The organism is Sphingomonas ginsenosidimutans, assembly GCF_002374835.1.
Taxonomy (GTDB): domain Bacteria; phylum Pseudomonadota; class Alphaproteobacteria; order Sphingomonadales; family Sphingomonadaceae; genus Sphingomonas; species Sphingomonas ginsenosidimutans.
The window spans coordinates 858,557-880,801 of the sequence record NZ_NWVD01000001.1 but is presented as its reverse complement, the minus strand read 5'-3'; the positions used below and the strand labels follow the sequence as shown (position 1 = coordinate 880,801).

Here is a 22,245-nt window from a genome sequence, read left to right as displayed (position 1 = left end):
GAGCGATCCGCCGGCCCTTTTCGCGTCACGCCGCCGGGGGCGTGGCGCCGCGGTTCTTCAACTCGTCGCGGATCTCGCGCAGCAGCACGACCTCGGCGGGTTCGGCGGCCGGCTCGGCGGTGCCGGCGGCCTTCTCGCGCTCCATCGTGGCGACCAGCTTGTTGACGCTGCGCATCAGCAGGAAGACGATGAACGCCAGGATCACGAAGTTGATGACGACGGTGATGAACTCGCCATAGCCCAGCAGCGGCACGCCCGCCGCCTTCAGCTGTGCATAGCTGTCCGGCGATCCGGTGTACGTCGCCGGAATCGCGCCCAGCCGGATGAAATAGGCCGAAAAATCGAACCCGCCGAAGATCGCGCCGACCACCGGCATGATGACGTCATCGGTCAGCGATTTGGTGATCGTCGCGAACGCGCCGCCGATGATGACGCCGACCGCGAGGTCCAGCACGTTGCCCCGCGCGATGAACGCCCTGAAATCCTTGAGCATGCCGCTCCCCTTTCTTCACTGTTGCCGTGCCGAAATAAACCATCCGGCGGGCATTCACGATCCCTCGCGGGTGTCCTATATGCGTGACACAGACAGTGGAGAGCTTGTCACGATGATCCGTCGCTATGTCGCCCCCGTTGCGCTCGCGCTGCCGCTGGCCGCGTGCGGGCTGAACAGCATCCCCACCGCCGAGGAAACCGCCAAGGCGCGCTGGGCCGACGTCCAGAACGAATATCAGCGCCGCGCCGATCTGATCCCCAATCTGGTCAGCACGGTGAAGGGCTATGCCAAGCAGGAATCCGACGTGCTGACCCGCGTGACCGAGGCGCGCGCCGGCGCCACCCGCGTCCAGCTGTCGGGTGACGACCTGAAGGACCCGGCCAAGGTGCAGCAGTTCGAACGCGCGCAGAACGCCGTCACGCTGTCGCTCCAGCGGTTGCAGGAAGCCTATCCGGACCTGAAGTCGAACCAGAACTTCCTGTCGCTGCAATCGCAGCTGGAGGGGACGGAAAACCGCATCACCATCGCGCGGCGCGACTACAACCAGGCGGTGCAGGCCTATAATACCCGCATCCGCACCTTTCCCGACGCGGTCGGCGCGAAGATTTTCTACGGCGCCAAGCCGATGGTCCCGTTCCAGGCGACCACGCCCGGCGCGGAAACCGCCCCGACGGTGAACTTCGGCGCCTGAGGCGGGCCGGATGACACGCTGGCTGCGGGCGCTGCTGGCACTGGTGCTGGCCGCGCTCGCGCTGCCCGCGCTGGCGCAGGCGCCGTCGGAACCGTCCTTTCCGAAGCTGACCGGGCGCGTGGTCGATGACGCGCACCTGCTGTCGCCCGCGCAGGTGCAGCAGCTGGAGCGACTGTCGGCCGAGACGGAGAAGGCGTCGTCGCGACAGCTGGTGGTCGCGACCATCCCCGATCTTCAGGGCTATGCGATCGAGGATTACGGCTATCGCCTCGGCCGCGCCTGGGGGATCGGGCAGAAGGACGCGAACAACGGCCTGATCCTGATCGTCGCGCCCAAGGAGCGCAAGGTGCGGATCGAGGTCGGCTACGGCCTGGAACCGATCATGACCGACGCACTCGCCAGCGTCATCATCAACCAGACGATCCTGCCGCGTTTCCGTGACGGCGACATGGCCGGCGGGATCGTCGCGGGCGCGCAGGCGATCGCCGACCAGCTCAAGGCGCCGCCCGAGGCGGCCGAGAAGCGCGCGCAGGAGGCGGCGGCCACCCGCGTCAAGAAGAAGGACGGCATCGGCGACTGGATGGTCGCGGCCTTCTGGATCGCGGTGGTCGTGTTCATCGTCCTGCCGATGCTGTTCGGGCGGCGCGGCGGTCGGCGCTTCGGCGGCGGCGGCATGCCCCCGGTCATCATCTGGGGCAGCGACTGGGGCGGCGGCGGCGGATCGTCGTGGGGCGGCGGCAACGATAGCTTCTCCGGCGGCGGCGGGTCGTTCGGCGGCGGCGGCGCGAGCGGGGACTGGTGATGGCACGGCTGGTGTTGAGCGAGGCGGAGCGCGACGCCGTCACCGCCGCGGTGGCCGCCGCGGAGGCGAGCACCGATGGCGAGATCGTCACGATCGTCACCCAGCGGTCGGACGCCTATCACGACGTCGCGCTCCATTATGCGGTGATCGCGGTGCTGGCGATGACCGCGATCGGCGCGGTCGCACCGGGCATCTTCACCCCGTTCGACCGCGGGTGGGAGGAAGCCGATCTGGGGCGCGACCTGCTGGCGCTGCTGATCGTCCAGGCGCTCGCCTTCCTGGCGGTCCGCTACGCGCTCGCCTGGACGCCGCTGCGCCTGGCGCTGACCCCGCGCGGCACCAAGGCGCGCCGCGTCCGCCGCCGCGCGGTGGAGCTGTTCCGCGTCGGCACCGAAAGCCGCACCGCCGGGCATGAGGGGGTGCTGCTGTACCTGTCCACCGACGAACATGTCGCGGAGATCGTCACCGACGCCGCCGTGCATCGCGCGGTCCCGCCCGAACGCTGGGGCGAGGCGATGGCCGCGCTGGTGACGGCGGTGCGCGATGGGCGCGCGGGCGACGGGATGGTTGCCGCCGTCACCGCGATCGGCGCGATCCTGGCCGAGCATTTCCCGAAGACCGCCGACAATCCCAACGAGCTGCCGGACCGGGTGATCGAACTATGACGCTGGAGGAAGAAGCCGCACTGCCCGCCCAGGTCCGCTGGGAGGGGCGCTTCATCCAGGCGATCACCCAGGGCCGCTGGGAATATGTGGCGCGCGCGCGCGGCATCCAGGCGGCGGTGATCCTCGCCTTCGATGCCGAGGACCGCGTCATCCTGGTCGAGCAGTTCCGCGTCCCCCTTGCCCGCCGCTGCCTGGAGCTGCCCGCCGGGCTGGTCGGGGACGAGGAGGCCGGCGAACCGGTCGCGCTGGCCGCCGCGCGCGAACTGGAGGAGGAAACCGGCTATCGCGCCGCGCGGGTCGAGGAACTGGGCTTCTTCCACGCCTCGCCGGGCATGGTCAGCGAAGGCTTCACGCTGGTGCGCGCGCATGATGTGGTGAAGGTCGCCGACGGCGGCGGCACGGGGGACGAGGACATTGCCGTCCATCTGGTGCCCCGCGCCGAGGTCGCATCGTTCGTCGCCGCGAAACGCGCCGAGGGCGTGGCGATCGACGTCAAGCTGTTGCTGCTGCTGGCGGATACGCTGGTCTGAGCCAATCGTCGCCCCTGCGAAGGCAGGGGCCTTTCTCCGCCACTACCCTACCGCCTGCGCCACAAGATCCCAGCCTCCGCCGGGATGACGCATTGCCAGGAACGTCGCCCCAGCGCAGGCTGGGGCCTCCCCGCAACTCCTGCCCCGCGCCGCCCTCGTGGCCCGGCCACGGCCGGACCCGCACGACCCTACCGGAAATTGTCGGCGTAGCTCTGCAGCTTGAGCGTCTTCGTCGGCGTCGGGATCACCGTGTACGGCAACCCCTCGCGCTCGGCATAGGCGATCGCGGCCTCGCACGTCGGAAAGCCCAGCCGGATCTGGTCGCGCGTGTCGCCGCTGCCGGCCCAGCCGGTCAGCGGATCGGCCTGCTTCGGCTCGGCCGGCTCGAAATCGAGCTGCCAGCGATCGGTCCGGAATTTGCCGGACTGCATGGCGTTCTTGGGACGCTGGTAGATGCGGGCTTTCTGCATATCGGCTCCTCTACGATCCACGCACGGGACAGGCAACGGTTCCCTTCACATTGAACGCAATCTTGCGGCGCGGAACACGCCACCTATATCGCCACGGGTCAACGCGGTTGCGCTGCCATAACGGGGCGCCGCCGACATCGTTTTACGTTCGTAGGGGCTAGGCAAAGCACTCATGGCAAAAGTTATCGGTATCGACCTCGGCACCACCAATTCCTGCGTCGCGGTCATGGAAGGCGGCAAGGCCAAGGTGATCGAGAATGCGGAAGGCGCGCGCACGACGCCGTCGATCGTCGCCTTCGCCAAGGATGGTGAGCGGCTGATCGGCCAGCCGGCAAAGCGCCAGGCCGTCACCAACGGCGACAACACCATTTTCGCGGTGAAGCGCCTGATCGGTCGCCGCTTCGACGATCCCGTCACCAAGAAGGACACCGAGCTCGTCCCGTACAAGATCGTGCGCGGGTCGAACGGTGACGCCTGGGTCGAGGCGGGCGGCAAGGAATACAGCCCGTCGCAGATCAGCGCCTTCACGCTGCAGAAGATGAAGGAAACCGCCGAATCCTATCTGGGTGAGACGGTGACGCAGGCGGTCATCACCGTCCCGGCCTATTTCAACGACGCCCAGCGTCAGGCGACCAAGGACGCCGGCCAGATCGCGGGCCTTGAGGTGCTGCGCATCATCAACGAGCCGACCGCCGCGGCGCTGGCCTATGGCCTCGAAAAGCAGGATGGCAAGACGATCGCGGTCTACGACCTTGGCGGCGGCACCTTCGACGTCTCGATCCTGGAGATCGGCGACGGCGTGTTCGAGGTGAAGGCCACCAACGGCGATACCTTCCTGGGCGGTGAGGATTTCGACAACAAGATCGTCGACTATCTGGCGCAGGGTTTCCAGAAGGATGAGGGCATTGACCTCACCAAGGACAAGCTGGCGCTCCAGCGTCTGAAGGAAGCCGCCGAGAAGGCGAAGATCGAGCTGTCGTCGGCGCAGTCAACCGAGGTCAACCTGCCCTTCATCACCGCCGACCAGAACGGCCCGAAGCATCTGGTCAAGACGATCACCCGCGCCGATCTGGAGCGGCTGGTCGAGGACCTCATCAAGCGGACGCTGGAGCCGTGCAAGAAGGCGCTTTCCGACGCCGGCCTCAGTGCCAGCGAGATCGCCGATGTCGTGCTGGTCGGCGGCATGACCCGCATGCCGCGCGTGCGCGAGGTGGTGAAGCAGTTCTTCGGCAAGGATCCGCACACCGGCGTCAACCCGGACGAGGTCGTCGCGATGGGCGCCGCGATCCAGGCGGGCGTGCTGCAGGGCGATGTGAAGGACGTGCTGCTGCTCGACGTCACCCCGCTGTCGCTGGGTATCGAGACGCTGGGCGGCGTGTTCACGCGCATGATCGACCGCAACACCACCATCCCGACCAAGAAGTCGCAGACCTACTCCACCGCTGACGACAATCAGCAGGCAGTGACGATCCGCGTCTTCCAGGGCGAGCGCGAGATGGCGGCCGACAACAAGCTGCTGGGCCAGTTCGATCTGGTTGGCATTCCGCCCGCGCCGCGTGGCGTACCGCAGATCGAGGTAACGTTCGACATCGACGCCAACGGCATCGTCAACGTGTCCGCGAAGGACAAGGGGACGGGCAAGGAACAGCAGATCCGCATCCAGGCGTCGGGCGGGTTGTCGGATGCCGACATCGACCAGATGGTCCGCGATGCCGAACAGTTCGCCGAGGAGGACAAGAAGCGTCGTGCCGGTGCCGAGGCGAAGAACAACGCCGAATCGCTGATCCACACCACCGAACGCCAGCTCGCCGACAACGGCGACAAGGTGGACGATGCGCTCAAGGGTGAGATCCAGTCCGCGATCGACGCTGCCAAGGCGGCGGTCGAGGGTGGCGATCCCGAGGCGATGAACGAGAAGAGCCAGGCGCTGGCGCAGGTCGCGATGAAGCTGGGTCAGGCGATCTACGAAAAGCAGCAGCAGGCCGAAGCGGCGCCGCAGGGTGGCGCAACGGCCGGCGACGCGCCCAAGGAGGACGTCGTCGACGCCGAATTCTCGGAAGTCGACGAAACGAAGTGAGGTCTCCCGTAAAGCCCTCTCCCCGGCGAGGAGAGGGTTGGGAGAGGGGTAGTGAGAAGGGGTGACCGCACAATGCGCGACAGCGTCCGTGGCCGCCCCTCACCCAAACCCTCTCCCCAGAGGGGAGAGGGCTTAGGTTGCAGATGACCGAAATCGACTATTACGAACTGCTCGAGTGCGAGCGCACCGCGGATGCCGCGACGATCAAGTCGTCGTATCGCAAGCTTGCAATGAAATATCACCCGGACAAGAACGCCGGGTGCAAGGATTCCGAGGCGAAGTTCAAGGCGGTCAGCGAAGCCTATGACTGCCTGAAGGATCCGCAGAAGCGCGCCGCCTACGATCGGTTCGGTCATGCCGCGTTCCGCAACGGCGGGATGGGCGGCGGCGGCCACGGCCATGGCGCGCAGGATTTTGCCGGCTTCTCCGACATTTTCGAAAGCGTCTTCGGCGAATTCATGGGCGGGCAACGCGGCGGCGGCGGCGGGCGTCAGGCGCGCCGCGGCGCAGACCTGCGCTACGACATGGAAGTGTCGCTGGAAGAAGCGTTCCACGGCAAGGAGACGGAGATCACGATCGACATCTCCGCCGCCTGCGACAGCTGCCACGGCACCGGGTCGAAACCCGGCACCCACGCGCACACCTGCCACCATTGCCAGGGCGCCGGAAAGGTCCGCGCGCAGCAGGGTTTCTTCGTGGTCGAACGCGCCTGCCCGGTCTGCCACGGCTCGGGCGAGGTCATCACCGATCCGTGCCCCGACTGCCGCGGCGAGGGTCGCGTGGAAAAGACCAAGACGCTCAGCGTCAACGTGCCGCCGGGCGTCGATGAAGGCACGCGCATCCGCCTGACCGGCGAGGGCGAGGCGGGCGCGCGCGGCGCCCCCCCGGGCGATCTCTACATCTTCCTGCATGTGAAGCGGCACGCGATCTTCGAGCGCGAGGGCACGACATTGTTCGCGCGCGCGCCGATCAGCTTCACCACCGCCGCGCTGGGCGGCACCATGTCGATCCCCGGCCTCGACGGCCGCCGTCACGAGGTGAAGATCCCCGCCGGCATCCAATCGGGCAAGCAGCTGCGCCAGCGCGGCGCCGGCATGCCGGTGCTGCAGGGGCGCGGCCACGGCGATCTGGTGATTCAGGTCGAGGTGGAGACCCCCACCCGGCTCAGCACCCGCCAGCGCGCGTTGCTGGAGGAATTCCGCGAGACCGAGACCGGCGACGAATGCCCGCAGAGCCAGGGCTTCTTCTCGCGCCTCAAGAACGCGTTCGCCGGCGAATGACCGAGGGCATGGATACCCCGCCGACGTCTCAACATTCGCAACATTCGCCCGCCACGCATTGCGGGCTGGTGGCGGTGGTCGGCGCGCCCAATGCGGGCAAGTCGACGCTGGTCAATGCGCTGGTCGGGCAGAAGGTCGCGATCGTCAGTCCCAAGGCGCAGACGACGCGCGCGCGGCTGATGGGCGTCGCGATCGAGGGCGACACGCAGCTGCTGCTGGTCGACACGCCCGGGATCTTCGAGCCGCACCGCCGGCTCGACCGCGCGATGATCGCGGCCGCCTGGGGCGGGACCGAGGGCGCCGACGTGATCGCGCTGGTGGTCGACGGCAAGGGCGGACTTGGCCCCAAGGTGACCGAAATTGCCGAGGGGCTGACGGGCCGGCGCGAGCCGATCTACCTCATCCTCAACAAGGTCGATCTGGCGGACAAGGGCAAGCTGCTCACCCACGCCGAACGGCTCAACGCGATCCTCCCCTTCGCGGAGACGTTCTTCATCTCCGCGCAGACCGGCGACGGCCTGCCCGAACTGAAGCGCGCGCTGGCGGCGGCGATGCCGGCGGGGCCGTGGCATTACCCGGAGGACCAGGTCTCCGACGCCTCCGAACGCGCGCTCGCGGCGGAGGTGACGCGCGAGCAATTGTACCTGCAACTCCACGCCGAATTGCCCTATGCCAGCGTGGTCGAGACCGAGAAATTCTCGGATCGCGAGGACGGGTCAGCGGAAATCCACCAGCAGATCCTGGTCGAACGCCCGACGCAGCGCGCGATCGTGCTGGGGAAGGGCGGCACCCGCATCCGCGAGATCGGCGCGCGCGCGCGGGCCGAACTGGCGGTGCTGCTCGACCGGCCGGTGCACCTCTATCTGCACGTCAAGGTGAAGCCCGGCTGGGACGAGGATCGCGGCGTCTATCGCGACATCGGGCTGGACTGGGTGGAATGACGTTCGGCCTGCTGTCGGGCAGGCAACAATTCGTTACGCCCCTGCGTTGCATCAGCCGCCATGACCCTTGCCGCGCGGGTGCGCGCTTTCCTGTCCGAGGAGACCTGGGCCTATGCCCCGCATGAACGGCCGGCCATGCCCGGTTCGCCCGGCTCCCCCGCGCATCCGCGCCGGCGGCAGGTCGCCTATGCGCTGACCGGCGTGCTGCTGGGATTGACAGGCGGGTTCGGGAACGCGCTGGTCGCGGCGAACACCGTCACGCTGGCGGGGTCGCTGGGGCTCGACCCGGCGGAGATCGCGTGGCTGCCGACCGTCTATGTGATGACGAACGTCAGCATCAACCTGCTGCTTATCAAGTTCCGCCAGCAGTTCGGCCTGCGTCCCTATGCGGTGATCTTCCTGACGCTGTACCTGGCGCTGACGCTGGCGCATCTGTTCGTCAACGATTTCACCTCGGCGATACTGGTCCGCGCCGCCAGCGGCATGGCCGGCGCCGCGCTCAGCACCTTCGCGCTCTATTATTTCATGCAGGCGTTCCCGGCGCCGTGGCGGCTGCGCGCGATCGTCGTCGGCATCGGCGTGCCGCAATGCGCCACCCCGCTCGCCCGGCTGTTCTCGCCCGAACTGCTGGCGATGAGCCAGTGGCGCACGCTCTATCTGTTCGAACTCGGCATGGCGGCGATGAGCCTGGCCGCCGTCCTCGCCTTCCGCCTGCCCCCGACCGAGCGGCAGAAGGCGTTCGAGCCGCTCGACTTCGTCACCTTCACGCTGTTCGCGGGCGCCACCGCGCTGTTCGCGGCGGTGCTGGGGCTGGGGCGGATCGTGTGGTGGACGCAGGCGGCGTGGATCGGCTGGGCGCTGCTGGCGGCGATCCCGATGCTGGCCGCCGCGCTGGTGATCGAGCATCACCGCGCCAACCCGCTGATCAACACCCGCTGGCTGGGCAGCGCCGACATCCTGCGCTTCACGATCGTCACCGTCATGGCGCGGATCGTCCTGTCCGAACAAAGCTATGGCGCGGTCGGGCTGCTGACGGTGCTGGGGCAGAACAACGATCAGTTGACCGGGCTGTTCACGCTGATCTTCCTGGCCACCGCCGCCGGGGTCGTCGCCAGCGCGATGACGATCAACGTCGAGAAACTGACCCATTCGGTCATGCTCGCGATCGGGCTGGTCGCGATCGCCGCCTGGGCCGATTCCTATTCCACCAGCCTGACGCGCGCGCCGCAATTCTACGTGACGCAAGGCGTGATCGCCTTCTCCGCCGCCTTCTTCCTCGGCCCGTCGCTGCTGTTCGGAATGACCCGCGCGCTGCAACGCGGCAGCGGGCATATCATCAGCTTCATCGCGCTATTCGGGGTCATCAACTCGCTGGGCGGCCTTGGCGGCACCGCGCTGCTCGGCACGTACCAGACGATCCGCGAGAAGGCGAACAGCGCCGCGCTGGTGCAGGCGGTCGACCCCACCGATCCGCAGGTGCAGGCCCGGTTGCAGGCCGGCGCCAGCGGCGTCGCGCGCGTCGTCGGCGATCCGGGGCTGCGCAGCGCGGAGGGCGGCGCGCTGCTGTCGCAAACCGCCACGCGGGAGGCGAACGTGCTCGCCTATGACGACGTCTTCCGGCTGGTCGCGGTGCTGGCCGCGCTGACCTTCTGCTACCTGCTGTTCCTGCTGCTGCGCCGTCGCTGGCGCGCCCATCGGACGATTGCCGCATGACCGACGCCCGTACCCCCGTTTCCGAAACCCCCGTCACGGAGGAGAAGCTGGCCGAGGACGCCGCCCCCGCCGCCCCCGCCCCCGCTACCGCCGCGCCGGCGGGATCGGGCTGGCGCCCGCCGAAGCTCTCGGTACGCGCCACCGCGCTGATCGTGGTGCTGGCGCTGGCGGGGATGGCCGCGGTGCTGGCGGCGTGGCGGATCTGGCCGTTCACCAGCGCATATGAATCGACCGACAACGCCTATGTCCGCGGGCGCACCACGGTCATCGCGCCGCAGGTGTCGGGCTATGTCACCCGCGTGCTGGTCCGCGATTTCGAAAGCGTGCGCACCGGCCAGCCGCTGGTGGAGATCGACCAGCGCATCTACCGCCAGCGCGTCGACCAGGCACAGGCGCAGGTGGAGGCCGCGCAGGCCACGCTCGCCAACAGCCGCCAGTCCGCCGCCAGCCGGCAGGCCAGCCTCGGCGCACAGGAAGCCACCGTCGCCAACGCCCGCGCGCAATTGATGCGGGCGCAGGCCGATATGGCGCGCGTGAACGATCTGGTCACCGACGGCTCGGTCTCGCTGCGCGAACGCGACCAGACGCTCGCCGCGCTGCGTCAGGCGCAGGCGCAGGTGCAGCAGGCGGAGGCCGCGCGCGAGATCGCCCGGCAGGACATCCGCACCGTGGAGGTCGGGCGGGGCGGGCAGCAGGCCGGCGTATCGGGGGCCGAGGCGGCGCTGCGGCTCGCCCGCATCGATCTTGCCAATACCGTCATCCGCGCGCCGGAGGCCGGGCGGCTCAGCGAGGTCGGCGTGCGCACCGGCCAATATGTCACCGCCGGGTCGCAACTGATGTTCCTCGTCCCCGCCGAAACCTGGGTCATCGCCAATTTCAAGGAAGCGCAGACCGCGCGGATCATGGTCGGCCAGCCGGCCAGCTTCACCGTCGATGCGCTCGCCAACGCGCGGCTGACCGGGCGGGTGGAGCGTATCTCCCCCGCGGCGGGCAGCGAATTCGCGGTGCTGAAATCCGACAATGCCACCGGCAATTTCACCAAGGTGCCGCAACGCATTGCGGTGCGCATCCGCGTCGATCCGGGCCAGCCGCTGGCGATGCGGCTTCGGCCCGGCATGTCGGTGCAGGCGCGCGTCGACACCCGAAACGCGCCCTCCCCGCGATGATCCGCCGCAGCGCCCTTCTCGCCGCGCTGCTGCTGGCGGGCTGCACCCTGCCCGGCAAGCGCGCGCCGGCGCCCGATGCCGCCGCCGTCGCGCCCCCCCCGGCATGGCGCACCGCGCTCGGTCCCGGCGCGCCGATCCGCGCCGACTGGTGGCAGGGGTTCGGCGATCCGCAGCTGACCGCGCTGGTCGAACGCGCGCTCGCCAACAATGTCGACGTGCTGACCGCCGCCGCCCGCGTCGAGGAAGCGCGAGCGGCGGAGGCGCTGGCGCGCGCGCAACTGCTGCCGCAGATCGGCGGGACGGTGCCCGAAACGCAGGGGCAGACGCTCACCGCATTCGGCACCACCAGCCGGGCGATCGGCGCGCAGCCCGGCGTCACCGCCAGCTACGATCTCGACCTATTCGGGCGGCTGCGGCAGGCCTCGCGCGCCGCCCGCGCGCAATTGCTCGCGACCGAGGCCGCGCGCGACACCGTGCGGCTCGCCACCGCCGCCGCCGCCGCGTCGGGCTATATCACCCTGCGTGCGCTCGATCAGCGGCTGGCGATCTCGCAGGCGACGCTGGCCGCGCGGCAGGACGCGCTGCGCATCGCACGCCGCCGGTTCGAGGCGGGCTATTCCTCGCGCCTCGAATACCGGCAGGCGCAGGGCGAATATGCCGCGACCCAGCAACTCGTCCCCGCCGCGCAGCTGGCGATCACGCGGCAGGAAAATGCGCTGTCACTGCTGACCGGCGACACGCCGCGCGACATCGCGCGCGGGCTGGCGCTGGACCGTATCGCCGCGCCCGCCATCCCCGACGGGCTGCCCGCCGACCTGCTGCGCCGCCGCCCGGACCTGTATCAGGCCGAACAGACATTGGTCGCCGCCGACCGCACGCTCGACAGCCAGCGCGCGGCGATGCTGCCCAACCTGTCGCTCACCGGATCGGCCGGACTGGTGCTGTCGACCGCGCTGGCGCAGCCGCAGGCGATCTTCTCGCTCGGCGCCAGCATCCTGGCGCCGCTGTTCGACGGCGGGCGGCTGCGCGCGCAGGAACGCGCCGCCACCGCGCGCCGCGATCAGGCCGCCTTCGCCTACCGCCGCACCGCGCTCACCGCGTTTCGCGAGGTGGAGGATGCGCTGGCCGGGGTGCGCCGCACCCGCGAACAGGCGCGCGCGCTGGAGGATCAGGTCGCGGCGGTGCGCGGCGCGCTGCGGAATGCCACCAACCGCTATCGCGCGGGCTATTCGGGTTACCTCGAACAGCTCGATGCGCAGCGCAACCTGCTCACCGCCGAACTCGCGCTGGTGCAGACCGAGTCGGATCGCCTGACCGCCCATGTCGCGCTCTATCAGGCGATGGGCGGCGGGTGGTCGCCGGGGGAGGTACAGGCGGTGACGGAGCGGCGGTAGAACGTCGCCCCAGCGAAGGCTGGGGCCTCCCGCGGCTCCTGCGTCGCGCCATCGCACGAAGAGCCCGGCCTGCGCTGGGATGACGCTCGCAGCCCACCGTTCGGCCTGAGCGAAGTCGAAGGCCACGCACGCGTCAGTGCAGCGCCACCTTCTCTTCCCCCGGCGGCACCGGCACCGGTTTCATCCAGAACGCCGTCACCAGGAACAGCACCAGATTGGTCCCCTGCGTCAGCGCGGTGCCCGCCACCAGCAGCCCCGCCATCGCGTCGCGCGACACGGTCAGCGCGCCGCTCATCTGCAACCCGGCCGCCATGAACAACAGGTCGCGGTTGGGAATGAACGGCAGCCGCGCGATCACCAACTGGGCGGTCAGGAAGCTGAGCCACGTCGTCCAATGCTCGCCCGGCAGCACGATCACCCATTGCACCACCTGGATCGCCAGGTTGATGACCGTCCGCAGCGAATGGATGCCGAACACCTGCCACGCGACGCGGCTGCTGGTGGACAGGATCGCATGGCGGAACCGCAGCAGCAGCGGCAGCGTCAGGCTGGCGCACAGCACCCCGCCGACGACCAGCCCCAGCGACGAATCGAGCCATGAGGCGATCCGCCCGGTCGGCGCGCGCACGATGAAGGTGACGATGAACGCCCCCGCCACCATCGCTCCCGCCAGCGACGACAGGATCGCATTGTCCTTCACCGCCAGCAACAGCTTGCGCGCATCGATGCCCAGCCGGGTGCGCGCCCAGCTGTACAGGTAGACGTCGCCCGAATAGTCGACCAGCACCGCATTGACGATCCGCTTGCGCACCAGCACCGGCAGCGCGCCGGGGATCGCCTGCCCCAGCAGCAGGCGGAAGATCGGCACCTCGGTCAACGGCAGGACCATGAAGTTGACGAAGAACAGGATGTAGAACAGCGGCTGCGTCGGCAGTGCGCGGATCACGTCGGACCATCCGATCGCGCGCAGCTGGAACAGCAGGATCGCGATCATCGCGACGAAGAACAGGATGCGCGCCACCCGCCCCAGCCGCTTTGCCCCGGGGGTCTCGGCCCAGGCCTTCGCGCGTGTCGCGATCGTCTTGAAATCCATCTTCGCCGTATCGTCCATGCCATCCGGGCGCCGCCGCCGCGGGATGTTGAGGGCCCCGCCCCTACGCCAGCGCGCGCGCCGGCGCCAGCGACCGCACCAGCGCGACATACTGGTCCGCGATCGTATCGGGCGCGAACTGCCGCAAATGCGCCTCCACGGCGTCGCGCGACGGGCTTGGAAACGTGCCGTCCGTCATGCGCACCATCGCCTGTGCCAGTCGCGACTCGTCCCCGGCCGCGATCAATTCCCCCAATCGACCGTCCGCCAGCAACTCGCGCGGGCCGCTCGGGCAGTCGAAAGCGGCGACGGGACACCCCATCGACAGCGCTTCGGCCAGCACCAGCCCGAACCCTTCGTTGCGCGACGACAGCACGAACCCCGCCGCACGCGCCATATACGGGCGCACGTCCGCGACGAATCCCGGCATTTCGACGCTGTCGGCGATCCCCAAGGCGCGGATTTGCGCCTCCAGCGCCGGCCGCAACGGCCCCTCGCCCAGGATCAGCAGCGTCGCACGCCCCGCCAATCCGGCGTCGTGGAACGCGCGGATCAGCGCCGCCTGGTCCTTCTGCGGCATCATCCGCCCCGCATTGACGATCACCGGCCGCGTGAAAAAGCGCTCATGCGCCGTCTCGATCGCGCCCGCGGCGGGGCGATCGGGCAGCGGGTTGTAGATCGTATGGACGCGCTCGGGGGGCAGCGCGAACTGCCGCACCACCTGCGCCGCCAGATCGCGGGAGACGGCGTGGGCCGCCACCACATCCCGGTACAGCCATCGTTCCGGCGCATGGCCGAACACCGCCCGCGGCCAGAAACGCGCGCGCCGCGGCACCTCCAGCGCGTTATGAACGCTGATCGCCAAGCGTATGTCGGGACGCAGTTTCTTGGCGATCCCCGCCATCATCTTGGCGCTGTGCACGAAGGCGAACAGCAGGTCCGGCTGCGCGCGATCGACGTACCGCAGCAGCGCCCGCGCGCTCAGCATCTCGTTGGGCGCCCTCAGGTCGACGCCATGGCGTGCGAACACCGGCGCATCGACCAGCGCTCCCTCCGCTTTGGCGACCACCAGTTCCGCGTCGATCCCGGCGCCCCGCAGCCGTTCGGTCACGAACAGCGCGATCCGCTCGGCACCGCCACCGGCCAGCGAGGGCAGGAAGATCGCGACTTTCATCCCCGCCGCCGTTAGCAAAGTGCCCGTGACTTTGAAATCAATCGCCATCCTCCTCCACGATTTCAACGCCGGCGGCACCGAAGCGACCGCGCTGCGCCTCGCCGCCGAATGGCTTTCACAGGGGCACCGGGTGACGATCATCGCCGGCGCCGCCGACGGCCCGATGCGCGACCGCGTGCCCGTCGGCGCCGACGTGCACCTGCTGTCGCCGCCGGTCCCGCGCAGTGCGCTGTCGCGGCTGGGGCTGGGAAGCGCGATGGTGCCGGTGCTGCAACGGGTCGCGCCGGACATCGCCTATATCACCGGCAACTTCCACTTCTGGCTCGCCCCCGCCATCCGCCGCGCATTGCCGCAGCTGCCGATCGTCGCGAAGATCAGCAACCCGCTGCTCCCCGACTTGCCCGCACCGCTGCGTCCCCTCGGGCGAGCGGCGCTGGCGCGGCTGACCGATGCGATCGACCTGTTCGTCGCCATGTCTCCCGAACTGGCGGCGCGCGACGCCGCCTGGCTGCCGGCGCGTCCGATCCGCGTTGCCCCCGAACCCAACCTGCCGCGCGACCATCACCCGTTGCCGCGCGCGGTGGCGGAGCCGCCGCATATCCTGGCGATCGGGCGGCTGGAACCGCAGAAGGACATGGCGCTGGCGCTGCGCACCTTCGCCGTACTGCGCGCACAGCGGCCGGCGCGGCTCACGATCCTGGGCGACGGACCCGACCGCGCGCGGCTGGAGGCGCTGTCGCGCCGGCTGGGCATCGCGCAGGACGTCGCGATGCCCGGCTTCGTCGGCGATGTGGCGCAGCGGCTGTCGCACGCGGCCTGCCTGCTGATGACGTCGCGCTACGAAGGCTTCCCTGCGGTACCCGTCGAGGCACTGGCCGCCGACGTGCCGGTCGTAGCGACCGATTGCTCCCCGGTGTTGCGCGGCCTGATCGCCACGCCGCTGCACGGCGAGGTCGTTGCCGATCGCCACCCGGCGCTTCTCGCAGCTGCCCTGGGCCGCGCGATCGCACTGCCACCGATTTCGGACGGCGTGCGCCCGGCGAATGCGACACCCTACTCTTCGCCGACCGCCGCGCGCCGCTATCTCGATATCTTCGATGAAGCCATCACCCTTCACCCCTTGCGTTGCAAATAAGCAACACCATCTGACACCCAAGAGAGACAGGGCCGACAGATGAACCTAGAGAAATTTACCGACCGCGCACGCGGCTTCCTTCAGTCCGCACAGACCGTCGCCATCCGCATGAACCACCAGCAGATCGCCCCCGAGCATCTGCTCAAGGCGCTGCTGGAGGACGATCAGGGCATGGCCGCGGGCCTCATTACCGCCGCGGGCGGCGATGCGCGCCGCGCCGTGGCCGAAACCGATACCGCGCTGGCGAAGATCCCCGCCGTTTCCGGCTCGGGCGCGCAGAACCAACCAGGCCTGTCGGCCGATGCGGTGCGCGTGCTCGACCAGGCCGAACAGATCGCGCAGAAGGCCGGCGACAGCTATGTCACCGTCGAACGCCTGCTGGTCGCGCTCGCGCTCAGCCTCAACACCGCCGCGGGTAAGGCGCTGAAGAGCGCCAACGCCACCCCCGAGGCGCTCAACGCTGCGATCACGCAGCTGCGCGGCGGCCGCACTGCCGACACGGCCAGCGCCGAGGACCGCTACGACGCGCTCAAGAAGTTCGCGCGCGACCTGACGCAGGCGGCGCGCGACGGCAAGCTCGACCCCGTGATCGGCCGCGACGAGGAAATCCGCCGCACGATCCAGGTGCTGGCGCGCCGCACCAAGAACAATCCCGTGCTGATCGGCGAACCCGGCGTCGGCAAGACCGCGATCGTCGAGGGGCTGGCGCTGCGCATCGCCAATGGCGACGTGCCCGACGGGCTGAAGGACAAGACGCTGATGGCGCTCGACATGGGCGCGTTGATCGCGGGCGCGAAATATCGCGGCGAGTTCGAGGAGCGGCTGAAGGGCGTCATCGACGAGGTGAAGCAGGCCGAGGGTGACATCATCCTGTTCATCGACGAGATGCACACGCTGATCGGCGCGGGCAAGTCCGAGGGCGCGATGGACGCGGGCAACCTGCTCAAGCCCGCACTCGCTCGCGGCGAGCTGCATTGCGTCGGCGCGACCACGCTCGACGAATATCGCAAGCATGTCGAGAAGGACCCCGCGCTCCAGCGGCGGTTCCAGCCGGTGTTCGTCGGCGAGCCGACCGTGGAAGATACGATCAGCATCCTGCGCGGGCTGAAGGAAAAATACGAGCTGCACCACGGCGTCCGGATCACCGATGGCGCGTTGGTGTCCGCGGCGACGCTCAGCAACCGCTACATCACCGACCGCTTCCTGCCCGACAAGGCGATCGACCTGATGGACGAAGCCGCCAGCCGCATCCGGATGGAAGTGGAGAGCAAGCCCGAGGAGATCGAGGCGCTCGACCGCCGCATCCTGCGCCTGAAGATCGAGCGCGAGGGGCTGAAGCGCGAAACCGACGCCGCCTCGATCGACCGGCTGGAGACGCTGGAGGGCGAGCTCGCCAATCTGGAAGAGCAGTCGGCCGAATTGACCGCGCGCTGGCAGGCGGAGAAGGACAAGATCGCCGGCGAGGCGAAGCTGAAGGAACAGCTCGACGCCGCACGGCTGGAGCTGGAGCAGGCACAGCGCAGCGGCGACCTCGCCAAGGCGGGCGAGCTGTCCTACGGGCGCATCCCTGCGCTGGAAAAGCAACTGGCCGAGGCGCAGGCGACCACCCAGGGCGCGATGCTGCGCGAGGAAGTGACCGCCGATGACATCGCCGGCGTCGTCAGCCGCTGGACCGGCGTACCCGTCGACCGGATGCTGGAGGGCGAGCGCGAGAAGCTGCTGCGCATGGAAGAGGTGATCGGCAAGCGCGTGATCGGGCAGGAACAGGCGGTGCGTGCCGTCTCCACCGCGGTCCGCCGCGCGCGGGCGGGGTTGCAGGATCCGAACCGGCCATTGGGCAGCTTCCTGTTCCTCGGCCCGACCGGCGTCGGCAAGACCGAGCTGACCAAGGCGCTGGCCGAATTCCTGTTCGACGATCCCAGCGCGATGGTGCGCATCGACATGAGCGAGTTCATGGAGAAGCACGCAGTCGCGCGGCTGATCGGCGCCCCGCCGGGCTATGTCGGGTACGAGGAAGGCGGCGTCCTGACCGAGGCGGTGCGGCGGCGGCCCTATCAGGTCGTGCTGTTCGACGAGGTGGAGAAGGCGCACGGCGACGTCTTCAACGTGCTGCTACAGGTGCTGGACGACGGGCGCCTGACCGATGGTCAGGGGCGGACGGTCGATTTCTCGAACACGCTCATCATCCTGACCTCGAACCTGGGCAGCCAGTATCTGGCGAACATGGGCGAGAACGATGCGGTCGAGAGCGTCGAGCCGCAGGTGATGGAGGTGGTGCGCGCGCATTTCCGCCCGGAATTCCTCAACCGTCTGGACGAGATCATCCTGTTCCACCGCCTGGGTCAGGCGCACATGGGACCGATCGTCGACATACAGGTCGGTCGCGTCGGCAAGCTGCTGGCGGATCGCAAGATCGCGCTGGACCTGACCGATGCCGCGCGCGCCTGGCTTGGCCGGGTCGGCTACGATCCCGTCTATGGCGCACGGCCGCTCAAACGCGCAGTGCAGCGCCATCTGCAGGATCCGCTCGCCGAACTGATCCTGCGCGGCGAGGTGAAGGACGGTTCCACCGTCCATGTCGATGAGGGCGACGGGAAATTGCTGCTGTCCGTCGAATGATTGCCGCGCACGCGACGGATTGCATGGCGTGGCCCGGGGTGGCATCCGCCCCGGGATCATGCGGCACCCATCCGCATAACCGGCGTTAACAGGTCACCTTACGTTTCAGGGAGAGGAACTCCGACGCCGGCAGGCGACGACGCGCGGTGCTTCGCGCGGGGTCGCGTGTCGGTTCCTCACCACGGCGTTCCGGCCCGGCGCATCGCCAGCCAGGCGGATCGCCATAACGAAAGGGCTGCCCGCCGTGTCTTTGCCTGCGTCGCCGACTGAAACCTCCCCCTCGCCCGCCGACACCGGGGTGACGCGCCGCCACCTGCTGCGCGGCAGCGCAGCGGCGGGAGCGACGGCGATGCTGGCCGGATGCGGGGAGCGCGCACCGACCGCGGAACGCAGCGTCGACGTCCTGCTGATCGGCGGCGGGATCATGAGCGCGACGCTGGGCGTGCTGCTGCGCCAGCTGGAGCCGGGCTGGTCGATGGAACTGGTCGAGCGGCTGGACAAGGTGGCGGAGGAAAGCTCGAACGGCTGGAACAACGCCGGCACCGGCCATTCCGCGCTGTGCGAGTTGAACTATACGCCGGTGAACAAGGCCGATGGCCGGGTAGAGATCGCCAAGGCGATCGAGATCAACGAACAATTCCAGGTCACCCGGCAGTTCCTGAGCCATCAGGTCGAACGCGGCGTGCTGCGCGATCCGCGCAGCTTCATCAACTCCACCCCGCATATGAATCTGGTGTGGGGCGACGAAAATGTCGGCTTCCTTCAGAAGCGGCACGCCGCGCTCGGTGCCAGCCCGCTGTTCTCGGGAATGGAATTCACCACCGACCCGGCGCAGATCGCCCGCTGGGCGCCGATCATGATGGAGGGCCGCGCCGCCGGCACGCCGCTAGCCGCGACCCGCTCGGTGCTGGGCACCGACTGCGAATGGGGCGAGGTGACGCGGCAATATGTCGCGGCGCTGCGTACCTCGCCGGGATTCCGCCTGACGACCGGCCACGAAGTCCGCGCGCTGGAGCGCAACCCCGCCGGCGGCTGGCGCGTCAGCATCCATGACATGAAGAGCGGCGACCGGCAGGTCGTCAACGCGCGCTTCGTCTTCGCCGGAGCGGGCGGCGGCGCGCTGCCGGTCCTCCAGAAATCGGGCATCCCCGAAGCTGACGATTACGCCGGCTTCCCGGTCGGCGGCTCGTTCCTGGTGACCGAAAACCAGGCAATCGCGAAGCGCCATCTGGCCAAGGTCTATGGCAAGGCGGCGACGGGCTCGCCGCCGATGTCGGTGCCGCACCTCGACACGCGCTACCTGAACGGCAAGCGGGTGCTGCTGTTCGGCCCCTTCGCCACCTTCTCCACCAAATTCCTGAAGGAAGGGTCGTATTTCGACCTGCCCAAGTCGGTGACGCTCGACAATTTCCGGCCGATGCTGTCGGTCGGCTGGAACGAGTTCGATCTGGTCGAATATCTCGCCGGGCAGCTCATCATGAGCCAGACCGACCGGATAAACGCGCTGCGCGAATATCTGCCGCGTGCGCAGGACGGCGACTGGCGGCTGTGGCAGGCCGGGCAGCGGGTACAGATCATCAAGCGCGATCCGAAGAAGGGCGGCATCCTGAAGCTGGGTACGGAGATCGTGACGTCACGCGACGGATCGATCGCGGCGCTGCTGGGCGCGTCGCCCGGCGCGTCGACCGCACCGTCGATAATGCTCGACCTCCTCAAGCGCGCCTTCCCCGACCGACTGGCGACGCCGCGCTGGCAGGCGGCGGTGCGCGAGATCGTGCCGACCTACGGCGTGTCGCTGAACGGCGATCCGGCACTGCTGGGCTATCAGTGGCGCGCCACGGCGCAGACGCTGCAACTTGCCATCGCCCCGCCCCAGCCGCAGGCGCCGCGCACGCCCTCACCCGCCGTGCCGGCGGCCACAAGGGTGAAGCCCGATCGCCAGCCCGATCTGGCGCTGTGACCTGATCCTTTTCGACGGGCGGGGCGTCCGGTCGCGGATCGCCCCTGTCCTTCGGCGGCGTTTATGTGCATGGGGCGGCGGCACTGCTTCTGTTCTCGGCCAGGGTAATCGCATGACCAGCATCGGTATCTACGGCAGCAACGGACGGATGGGGCGCGCGATCGCCACCATCGCGGAGGGCGAAGGCGCGACCGTCGCCGGCGGCGTGGACGCGGGCGGCGATCCGTTCCCGCTGGCGCAGACCGCCGACGTGCTCGTCGATTTCTCCACCCCCGCCGCGCTGGAATCGCATCTCGCGGCGGCGGTCGCCGCGCGCACCCCGATCGTCATCGGCACCACCGGGCTGATGCCGACGCACCACGCGCTGATCGAACAGGCCGCGGACGACATCGCGGTGCTGCAAACCGGTAATACCTCGCTGGGCATCACCCTGCTCAACATCCTCGTGCGCGAGGCGGCGGCTCGGCTCGGCGCCGACTGGGACATCGAGATCGCCGAGATGCACCACCGGCACAAGGTGGATGCCCCGTCCGGCACCGCATTGCTGCTGGGCGAAGCGGCCGCTGCGGGACGCGGTACCCGGCTGGCGGAGGTGCGGGTCGACAGCCGCGCCGGGCTGGTCGGCGCGCGCAGCGAAGGGACGATCGGCTTCGCCTCGCTGCGCGGCGGATCGGTGGTGGGCGATCACCAGGTGATCTTCGCCGGCGAAGGCGAACGGATCGAGATCGGGCATCGCGGCGAGGATCGCACCATCTTCGCGCGCGGCGCGCTGAAGGCGGCGCTGTGGCTCGCCGGGCGGGCGCCCGGTCGATATGCGATGGCCGAGGTCCTGGGCCTGTAAGGAACGCCGCGGTGAAGAAGGCCGATGTCATCGAATTCTACCGCCGGCTGGCCGAGGCGAACCCGCATCCCGAAACCGAGCTGGAGTCGGTCAACACCTATACATTGCTCGTCGCTGTCGTCCTGTCCGCCCAGGCGACCGATGCCGGCGTCAACAAAGCGACACGCGCGCTGTTCGCCACGGTGGATACGCCCGAGAAGATGCTGGCGCTCGGTCTCGACGGGTTAAAGCAGCACATTCGCACGATCGGGTTGTTCAACACCAAGGCGAAGAACGTCATCGCGCTCAGCGAGGCGTTGATCGCCGAGCATGGCGGGGAGGTGCCGGCGAACCGCGACGCGCTCGAAAAGCTGCCCGGCGTGGGGCGCAAGACCGCCAATGTCGTGATGAACGTCGCATTCGGCGCCGAAACCTTCGCCGTCGACACCCATATCTTCCGCGTCGGCAACCGCACCGGGCTGGCGCGCGGCAAGACCGTGCTCGCGGTCGAAAAGGCGCTCGACAAGGCAACCCCCGCCCCCTTCCGCGTCCACGCCCACCACTGGCTGATCCTGCACGGCCGCTACGTGTGCAAGGCGCGGCGCCCCGAATGCTGGCGATGCATCGAGATCGACCTGTGCGCGTTCAAGCCGAAGACGCCCGCACCCAAGGCGGCGCGCACGCAGCAAGGAGAGTGACATTGCGTCCCATCGCCCTCGCCACCGCCGGCGCAACGCTGATCGCGCTTGGCGCACCCGGCGATGCGCGCGCACCGGCACGCGACAGCGTTCCCGCCGCCACGCCTGCGGGCAGGCCGCAGAGCTGCATCCCGATCCAGTCGATCCGCGAAAGCCTAGTCCGCAGCGACTCGGTGATCGACTTCCGCACCAACGGCAATCGCATCTATCGCGTGACATTGCCGAAGGGCTGCCCCGGACTGGGGTTCGAACGGCGTTTCTCCTACGCGACGTCGCTAAGCCAATTGTGCGCGCAGGACATCATTACCGTCTTTTCGCAGAGCCCGCCGATGCGCGGCGCCAGCTGCGGCCTTGCCCCGTTCCAGCCGGTGACCCTCGAAAAGCGGGTAGCGCACCGCTGAAACCCCTGCTAGGCGGACCTTCCACGCACCCGTAGCTCAGCTGGATAGAGCGCTGCCCTCCGAAGGCAGAGGCCACAGGTTCGAATCCTGTCGGGTGCGCCAGCTCCCTATACCCCCTTGCCGACG

Annotated in this window: 20 protein-coding genes and 1 tRNA gene; 17 read left to right on the top strand and 4 right to left on the bottom strand. The window is 68.9% G+C overall.

Translation table 11 applies throughout. The features are described from left to right. Window positions 1-25: 25 nt before the first annotated feature. Window positions 26-493: a large conductance mechanosensitive channel protein MscL gene (gene mscL, locus COA17_RS04060; protein ID WP_096610287.1), complete on the bottom strand. Its 468-nt coding sequence runs from the start codon at window positions 491-493 to the stop codon at window positions 26-28. A 112-nt stretch (window positions 494-605) separates the two neighbouring features. Between mscL and COA17_RS04055 the strand changes: the two genes are divergently transcribed. The 4 genes from COA17_RS04055 to COA17_RS04040 are packed head-to-tail and all read left to right on the top strand — an operon-like array spanning window position 606 to window position 3,181. Then, window positions 606-1,184, top strand: coding sequence for a LemA family protein (locus COA17_RS04055; RefSeq protein WP_066491908.1), 579 nt, complete (start codon window positions 606-608; stop codon window positions 1,182-1,184). A gap of 10 nt (window positions 1,185-1,194) precedes the next feature. Beyond that, on the top strand, window positions 1,195-1,986 hold the full coding sequence (locus tag COA17_RS04050; RefSeq protein WP_096610285.1) for a TPM domain-containing protein: 792 nt from the start codon (window positions 1,195-1,197) through the stop codon (window positions 1,984-1,986). After that, the gene (locus tag COA17_RS04045) at window positions 1,986-2,651 is read left to right on the top strand and encodes a TPM domain-containing protein (RefSeq protein WP_096610283.1); all 666 of its coding nucleotides are present in this window, start codon (window positions 1,986-1,988) and stop codon (window positions 2,649-2,651) included. Before COA17_RS04050 ends, COA17_RS04045 begins: the two co-directional genes overlap by 1 nt. After that, window positions 2,648-3,181 carry an NUDIX hydrolase gene (locus tag COA17_RS04040; protein WP_096610281.1) on the top strand — a complete coding sequence of 178 codons (534 nt, stop codon included), beginning with the start codon at window positions 2,648-2,650 and terminating at the stop codon, window positions 3,179-3,181. The genes COA17_RS04045 and COA17_RS04040 overlap by 4 nt, the downstream gene beginning before the upstream one ends. A gap of 188 nt (window positions 3,182-3,369) precedes the next feature. On the opposite strand, the gene COA17_RS04035 is transcribed toward COA17_RS04040, so the two are convergent. Beyond that, entirely contained in the window at window positions 3,370-3,651 is a 282-nt protein-coding gene (locus COA17_RS04035) for an ETC complex I subunit (protein ID WP_066492050.1), read from the bottom strand. 172 nt (window positions 3,652-3,823) lie between these two features. Here COA17_RS04035 and dnaK point away from each other — a divergent pair, with 172 nt between their 5' ends. The 6 genes from dnaK (at window position 3,824) to COA17_RS04005 (ending at window position 12,222) form a co-directional block, all read left to right on the top strand. After that, complete coding sequence (gene dnaK / locus COA17_RS04030; RefSeq protein WP_096610279.1) at window positions 3,824-5,728, top strand: molecular chaperone DnaK; 1,905 nt, start codon at window positions 3,824-3,826, stop codon at window positions 5,726-5,728. Window positions 5,729-5,871: 143 nt separating this feature from the next. Next, window positions 5,872-7,008: a molecular chaperone DnaJ gene (gene dnaJ, locus COA17_RS04025; protein ID WP_096610277.1), complete on the top strand. Its 1,137-nt coding sequence runs from the start codon at window positions 5,872-5,874 to the stop codon at window positions 7,006-7,008. 8 nt (window positions 7,009-7,016) lie between these two features. Beyond that, the gene (gene era / locus COA17_RS04020; protein WP_066492057.1) at window positions 7,017-7,949 is read left to right on the top strand and encodes a GTPase Era; all 933 of its coding nucleotides are present in this window, start codon (window positions 7,017-7,019) and stop codon (window positions 7,947-7,949) included. A 60-nt stretch (window positions 7,950-8,009) separates the two neighbouring features. Next, a complete protein-coding gene (locus tag COA17_RS04015; protein ID WP_070321382.1) occupies window positions 8,010-9,662 on the top strand; it encodes an efflux MFS transporter permease in 1,653 nt (550 codons plus the stop codon). Continuing rightward, window positions 9,659-10,828, top strand: a complete 1,170-nt coding sequence (locus COA17_RS04010; protein ID WP_096610275.1) for an HlyD family secretion protein — start codon at window positions 9,659-9,661, stop codon at window positions 10,826-10,828. The genes COA17_RS04015 and COA17_RS04010 overlap by 4 nt, the downstream gene beginning before the upstream one ends. After that, window positions 10,825-12,222 carry an efflux transporter outer membrane subunit gene (locus COA17_RS04005; RefSeq protein ID WP_096610273.1) on the top strand — a complete coding sequence of 466 codons (1,398 nt, stop codon included), beginning with the start codon at window positions 10,825-10,827 and terminating at the stop codon, window positions 12,220-12,222. Before COA17_RS04010 ends, COA17_RS04005 begins: the two co-directional genes overlap by 4 nt. A 133-nt stretch (window positions 12,223-12,355) precedes the next feature. Here COA17_RS04005 and COA17_RS04000 read toward each other — a convergent pair whose 3' ends face one another. Beyond that, complete coding sequence (locus COA17_RS04000; RefSeq protein ID WP_096610271.1) at window positions 12,356-13,333, bottom strand: hypothetical protein; 978 nt, start codon at window positions 13,331-13,333, stop codon at window positions 12,356-12,358. Between the two features lie 43 nt (window positions 13,334-13,376). Further along, window positions 13,377-14,486 carry a glycosyltransferase gene (locus COA17_RS03995; protein WP_176484789.1) on the bottom strand — a complete coding sequence of 370 codons (1,110 nt, stop codon included), beginning with the start codon at window positions 14,484-14,486 and terminating at the stop codon, window positions 13,377-13,379. 25 nt (window positions 14,487-14,511) lie between these two features. Between COA17_RS03995 and COA17_RS18720 the strand changes: the two genes are divergently transcribed. The 7 genes from COA17_RS18720 to COA17_RS03960 all read left to right on the top strand — a co-directional run bounded on the left by COA17_RS18720 (window position 14,512) and on the right by COA17_RS03960 (window position 22,221). Then, window positions 14,512-15,621 (top strand): glycosyltransferase, encoded by a 1,110-nt coding sequence (locus COA17_RS18720; RefSeq protein WP_176484788.1) that lies wholly within the window; start codon window positions 14,512-14,514, stop codon window positions 15,619-15,621. A 39-nt stretch (window positions 15,622-15,660) separates the two neighbouring features. Then, the gene (gene clpB / locus COA17_RS03985; protein ID WP_096610267.1) at window positions 15,661-18,240 is read left to right on the top strand and encodes an ATP-dependent chaperone ClpB; all 2,580 of its coding nucleotides are present in this window, start codon (window positions 15,661-15,663) and stop codon (window positions 18,238-18,240) included. 244 nt (window positions 18,241-18,484) lie between these two features. Further along, window positions 18,485-20,200, top strand: coding sequence for a malate dehydrogenase (quinone) (gene mqo / locus COA17_RS03980; RefSeq protein WP_176484787.1), 1,716 nt, complete (start codon window positions 18,485-18,487; stop codon window positions 20,198-20,200). A 112-nt stretch (window positions 20,201-20,312) separates the two neighbouring features. Further along, window positions 20,313-21,041 (top strand): 4-hydroxy-tetrahydrodipicolinate reductase, encoded by a 729-nt coding sequence (dapB, locus tag COA17_RS03975; RefSeq protein ID WP_066485549.1) that lies wholly within the window; start codon window positions 20,313-20,315, stop codon window positions 21,039-21,041. A gap of 11 nt (window positions 21,042-21,052) precedes the next feature. Next, complete coding sequence (gene nth / locus COA17_RS03970; RefSeq protein WP_066485546.1) at window positions 21,053-21,718, top strand: endonuclease III; 666 nt, start codon at window positions 21,053-21,055, stop codon at window positions 21,716-21,718. After that, a complete protein-coding gene (locus tag COA17_RS03965) occupies window positions 21,715-22,119 on the top strand; it encodes a hypothetical protein (protein ID WP_176484786.1) in 405 nt (134 codons plus the stop codon). The genes nth and COA17_RS03965 overlap by 4 nt, the downstream gene beginning before the upstream one ends. A 25-nt stretch (window positions 22,120-22,144) precedes the next feature. Then, window positions 22,145-22,221 (top strand) — tRNA-Arg (locus COA17_RS03960). The last annotated feature ends 24 nt before the right edge of the window (window positions 22,222-22,245 follow it).

Coding starts and splice junctions, on each gene's coding strand:
- mscL (WP_096610287.1), bottom strand. CDS start 493: ATGCTCAAGGATTTCAGGGCGTTCATCGCGCGGGGCAACGTGCTGGAC.
- COA17_RS04055 (WP_066491908.1), top strand. CDS start 606: ATGATCCGTCGCTATGTCGCCCCCGTTGCGCTCGCGCTGCCGCTGGCC.
- COA17_RS04050 (WP_096610285.1), top strand. CDS start 1,195: ATGACACGCTGGCTGCGGGCGCTGCTGGCACTGGTGCTGGCCGCGCTC.
- COA17_RS04045 (WP_096610283.1), top strand. CDS start 1,986: ATGGCACGGCTGGTGTTGAGCGAGGCGGAGCGCGACGCCGTCACCGCC.
- COA17_RS04040 (WP_096610281.1), top strand. CDS start 2,648: ATGACGCTGGAGGAAGAAGCCGCACTGCCCGCCCAGGTCCGCTGGGAG.
- COA17_RS04035 (WP_066492050.1), bottom strand. CDS start 3,651: ATGCAGAAAGCCCGCATCTACCAGCGTCCCAAGAACGCCATGCAGTCC.
- dnaK (WP_096610279.1), top strand. CDS start 3,824: ATGGCAAAAGTTATCGGTATCGACCTCGGCACCACCAATTCCTGCGTC.
- dnaJ (WP_096610277.1), top strand. CDS start 5,872: ATGACCGAAATCGACTATTACGAACTGCTCGAGTGCGAGCGCACCGCG.
- era (WP_066492057.1), top strand. CDS start 7,017: ATGGATACCCCGCCGACGTCTCAACATTCGCAACATTCGCCCGCCACG.
- COA17_RS04015 (WP_070321382.1), top strand. CDS start 8,010: ATGACCCTTGCCGCGCGGGTGCGCGCTTTCCTGTCCGAGGAGACCTGG.
- COA17_RS04010 (WP_096610275.1), top strand. CDS start 9,659: ATGACCGACGCCCGTACCCCCGTTTCCGAAACCCCCGTCACGGAGGAG.
- COA17_RS04005 (WP_096610273.1), top strand. CDS start 10,825: ATGATCCGCCGCAGCGCCCTTCTCGCCGCGCTGCTGCTGGCGGGCTGC.
- COA17_RS04000 (WP_096610271.1), bottom strand. CDS start 13,333: ATGGACGATACGGCGAAGATGGATTTCAAGACGATCGCGACACGCGCG.
- COA17_RS03995 (WP_176484789.1), bottom strand. CDS start 14,486: ATGAAAGTCGCGATCTTCCTGCCCTCGCTGGCCGGTGGCGGTGCCGAG.
- clpB (WP_096610267.1), top strand. CDS start 15,661: ATGAACCTAGAGAAATTTACCGACCGCGCACGCGGCTTCCTTCAGTCC.
- dapB (WP_066485549.1), top strand. CDS start 20,313: ATGACCAGCATCGGTATCTACGGCAGCAACGGACGGATGGGGCGCGCG.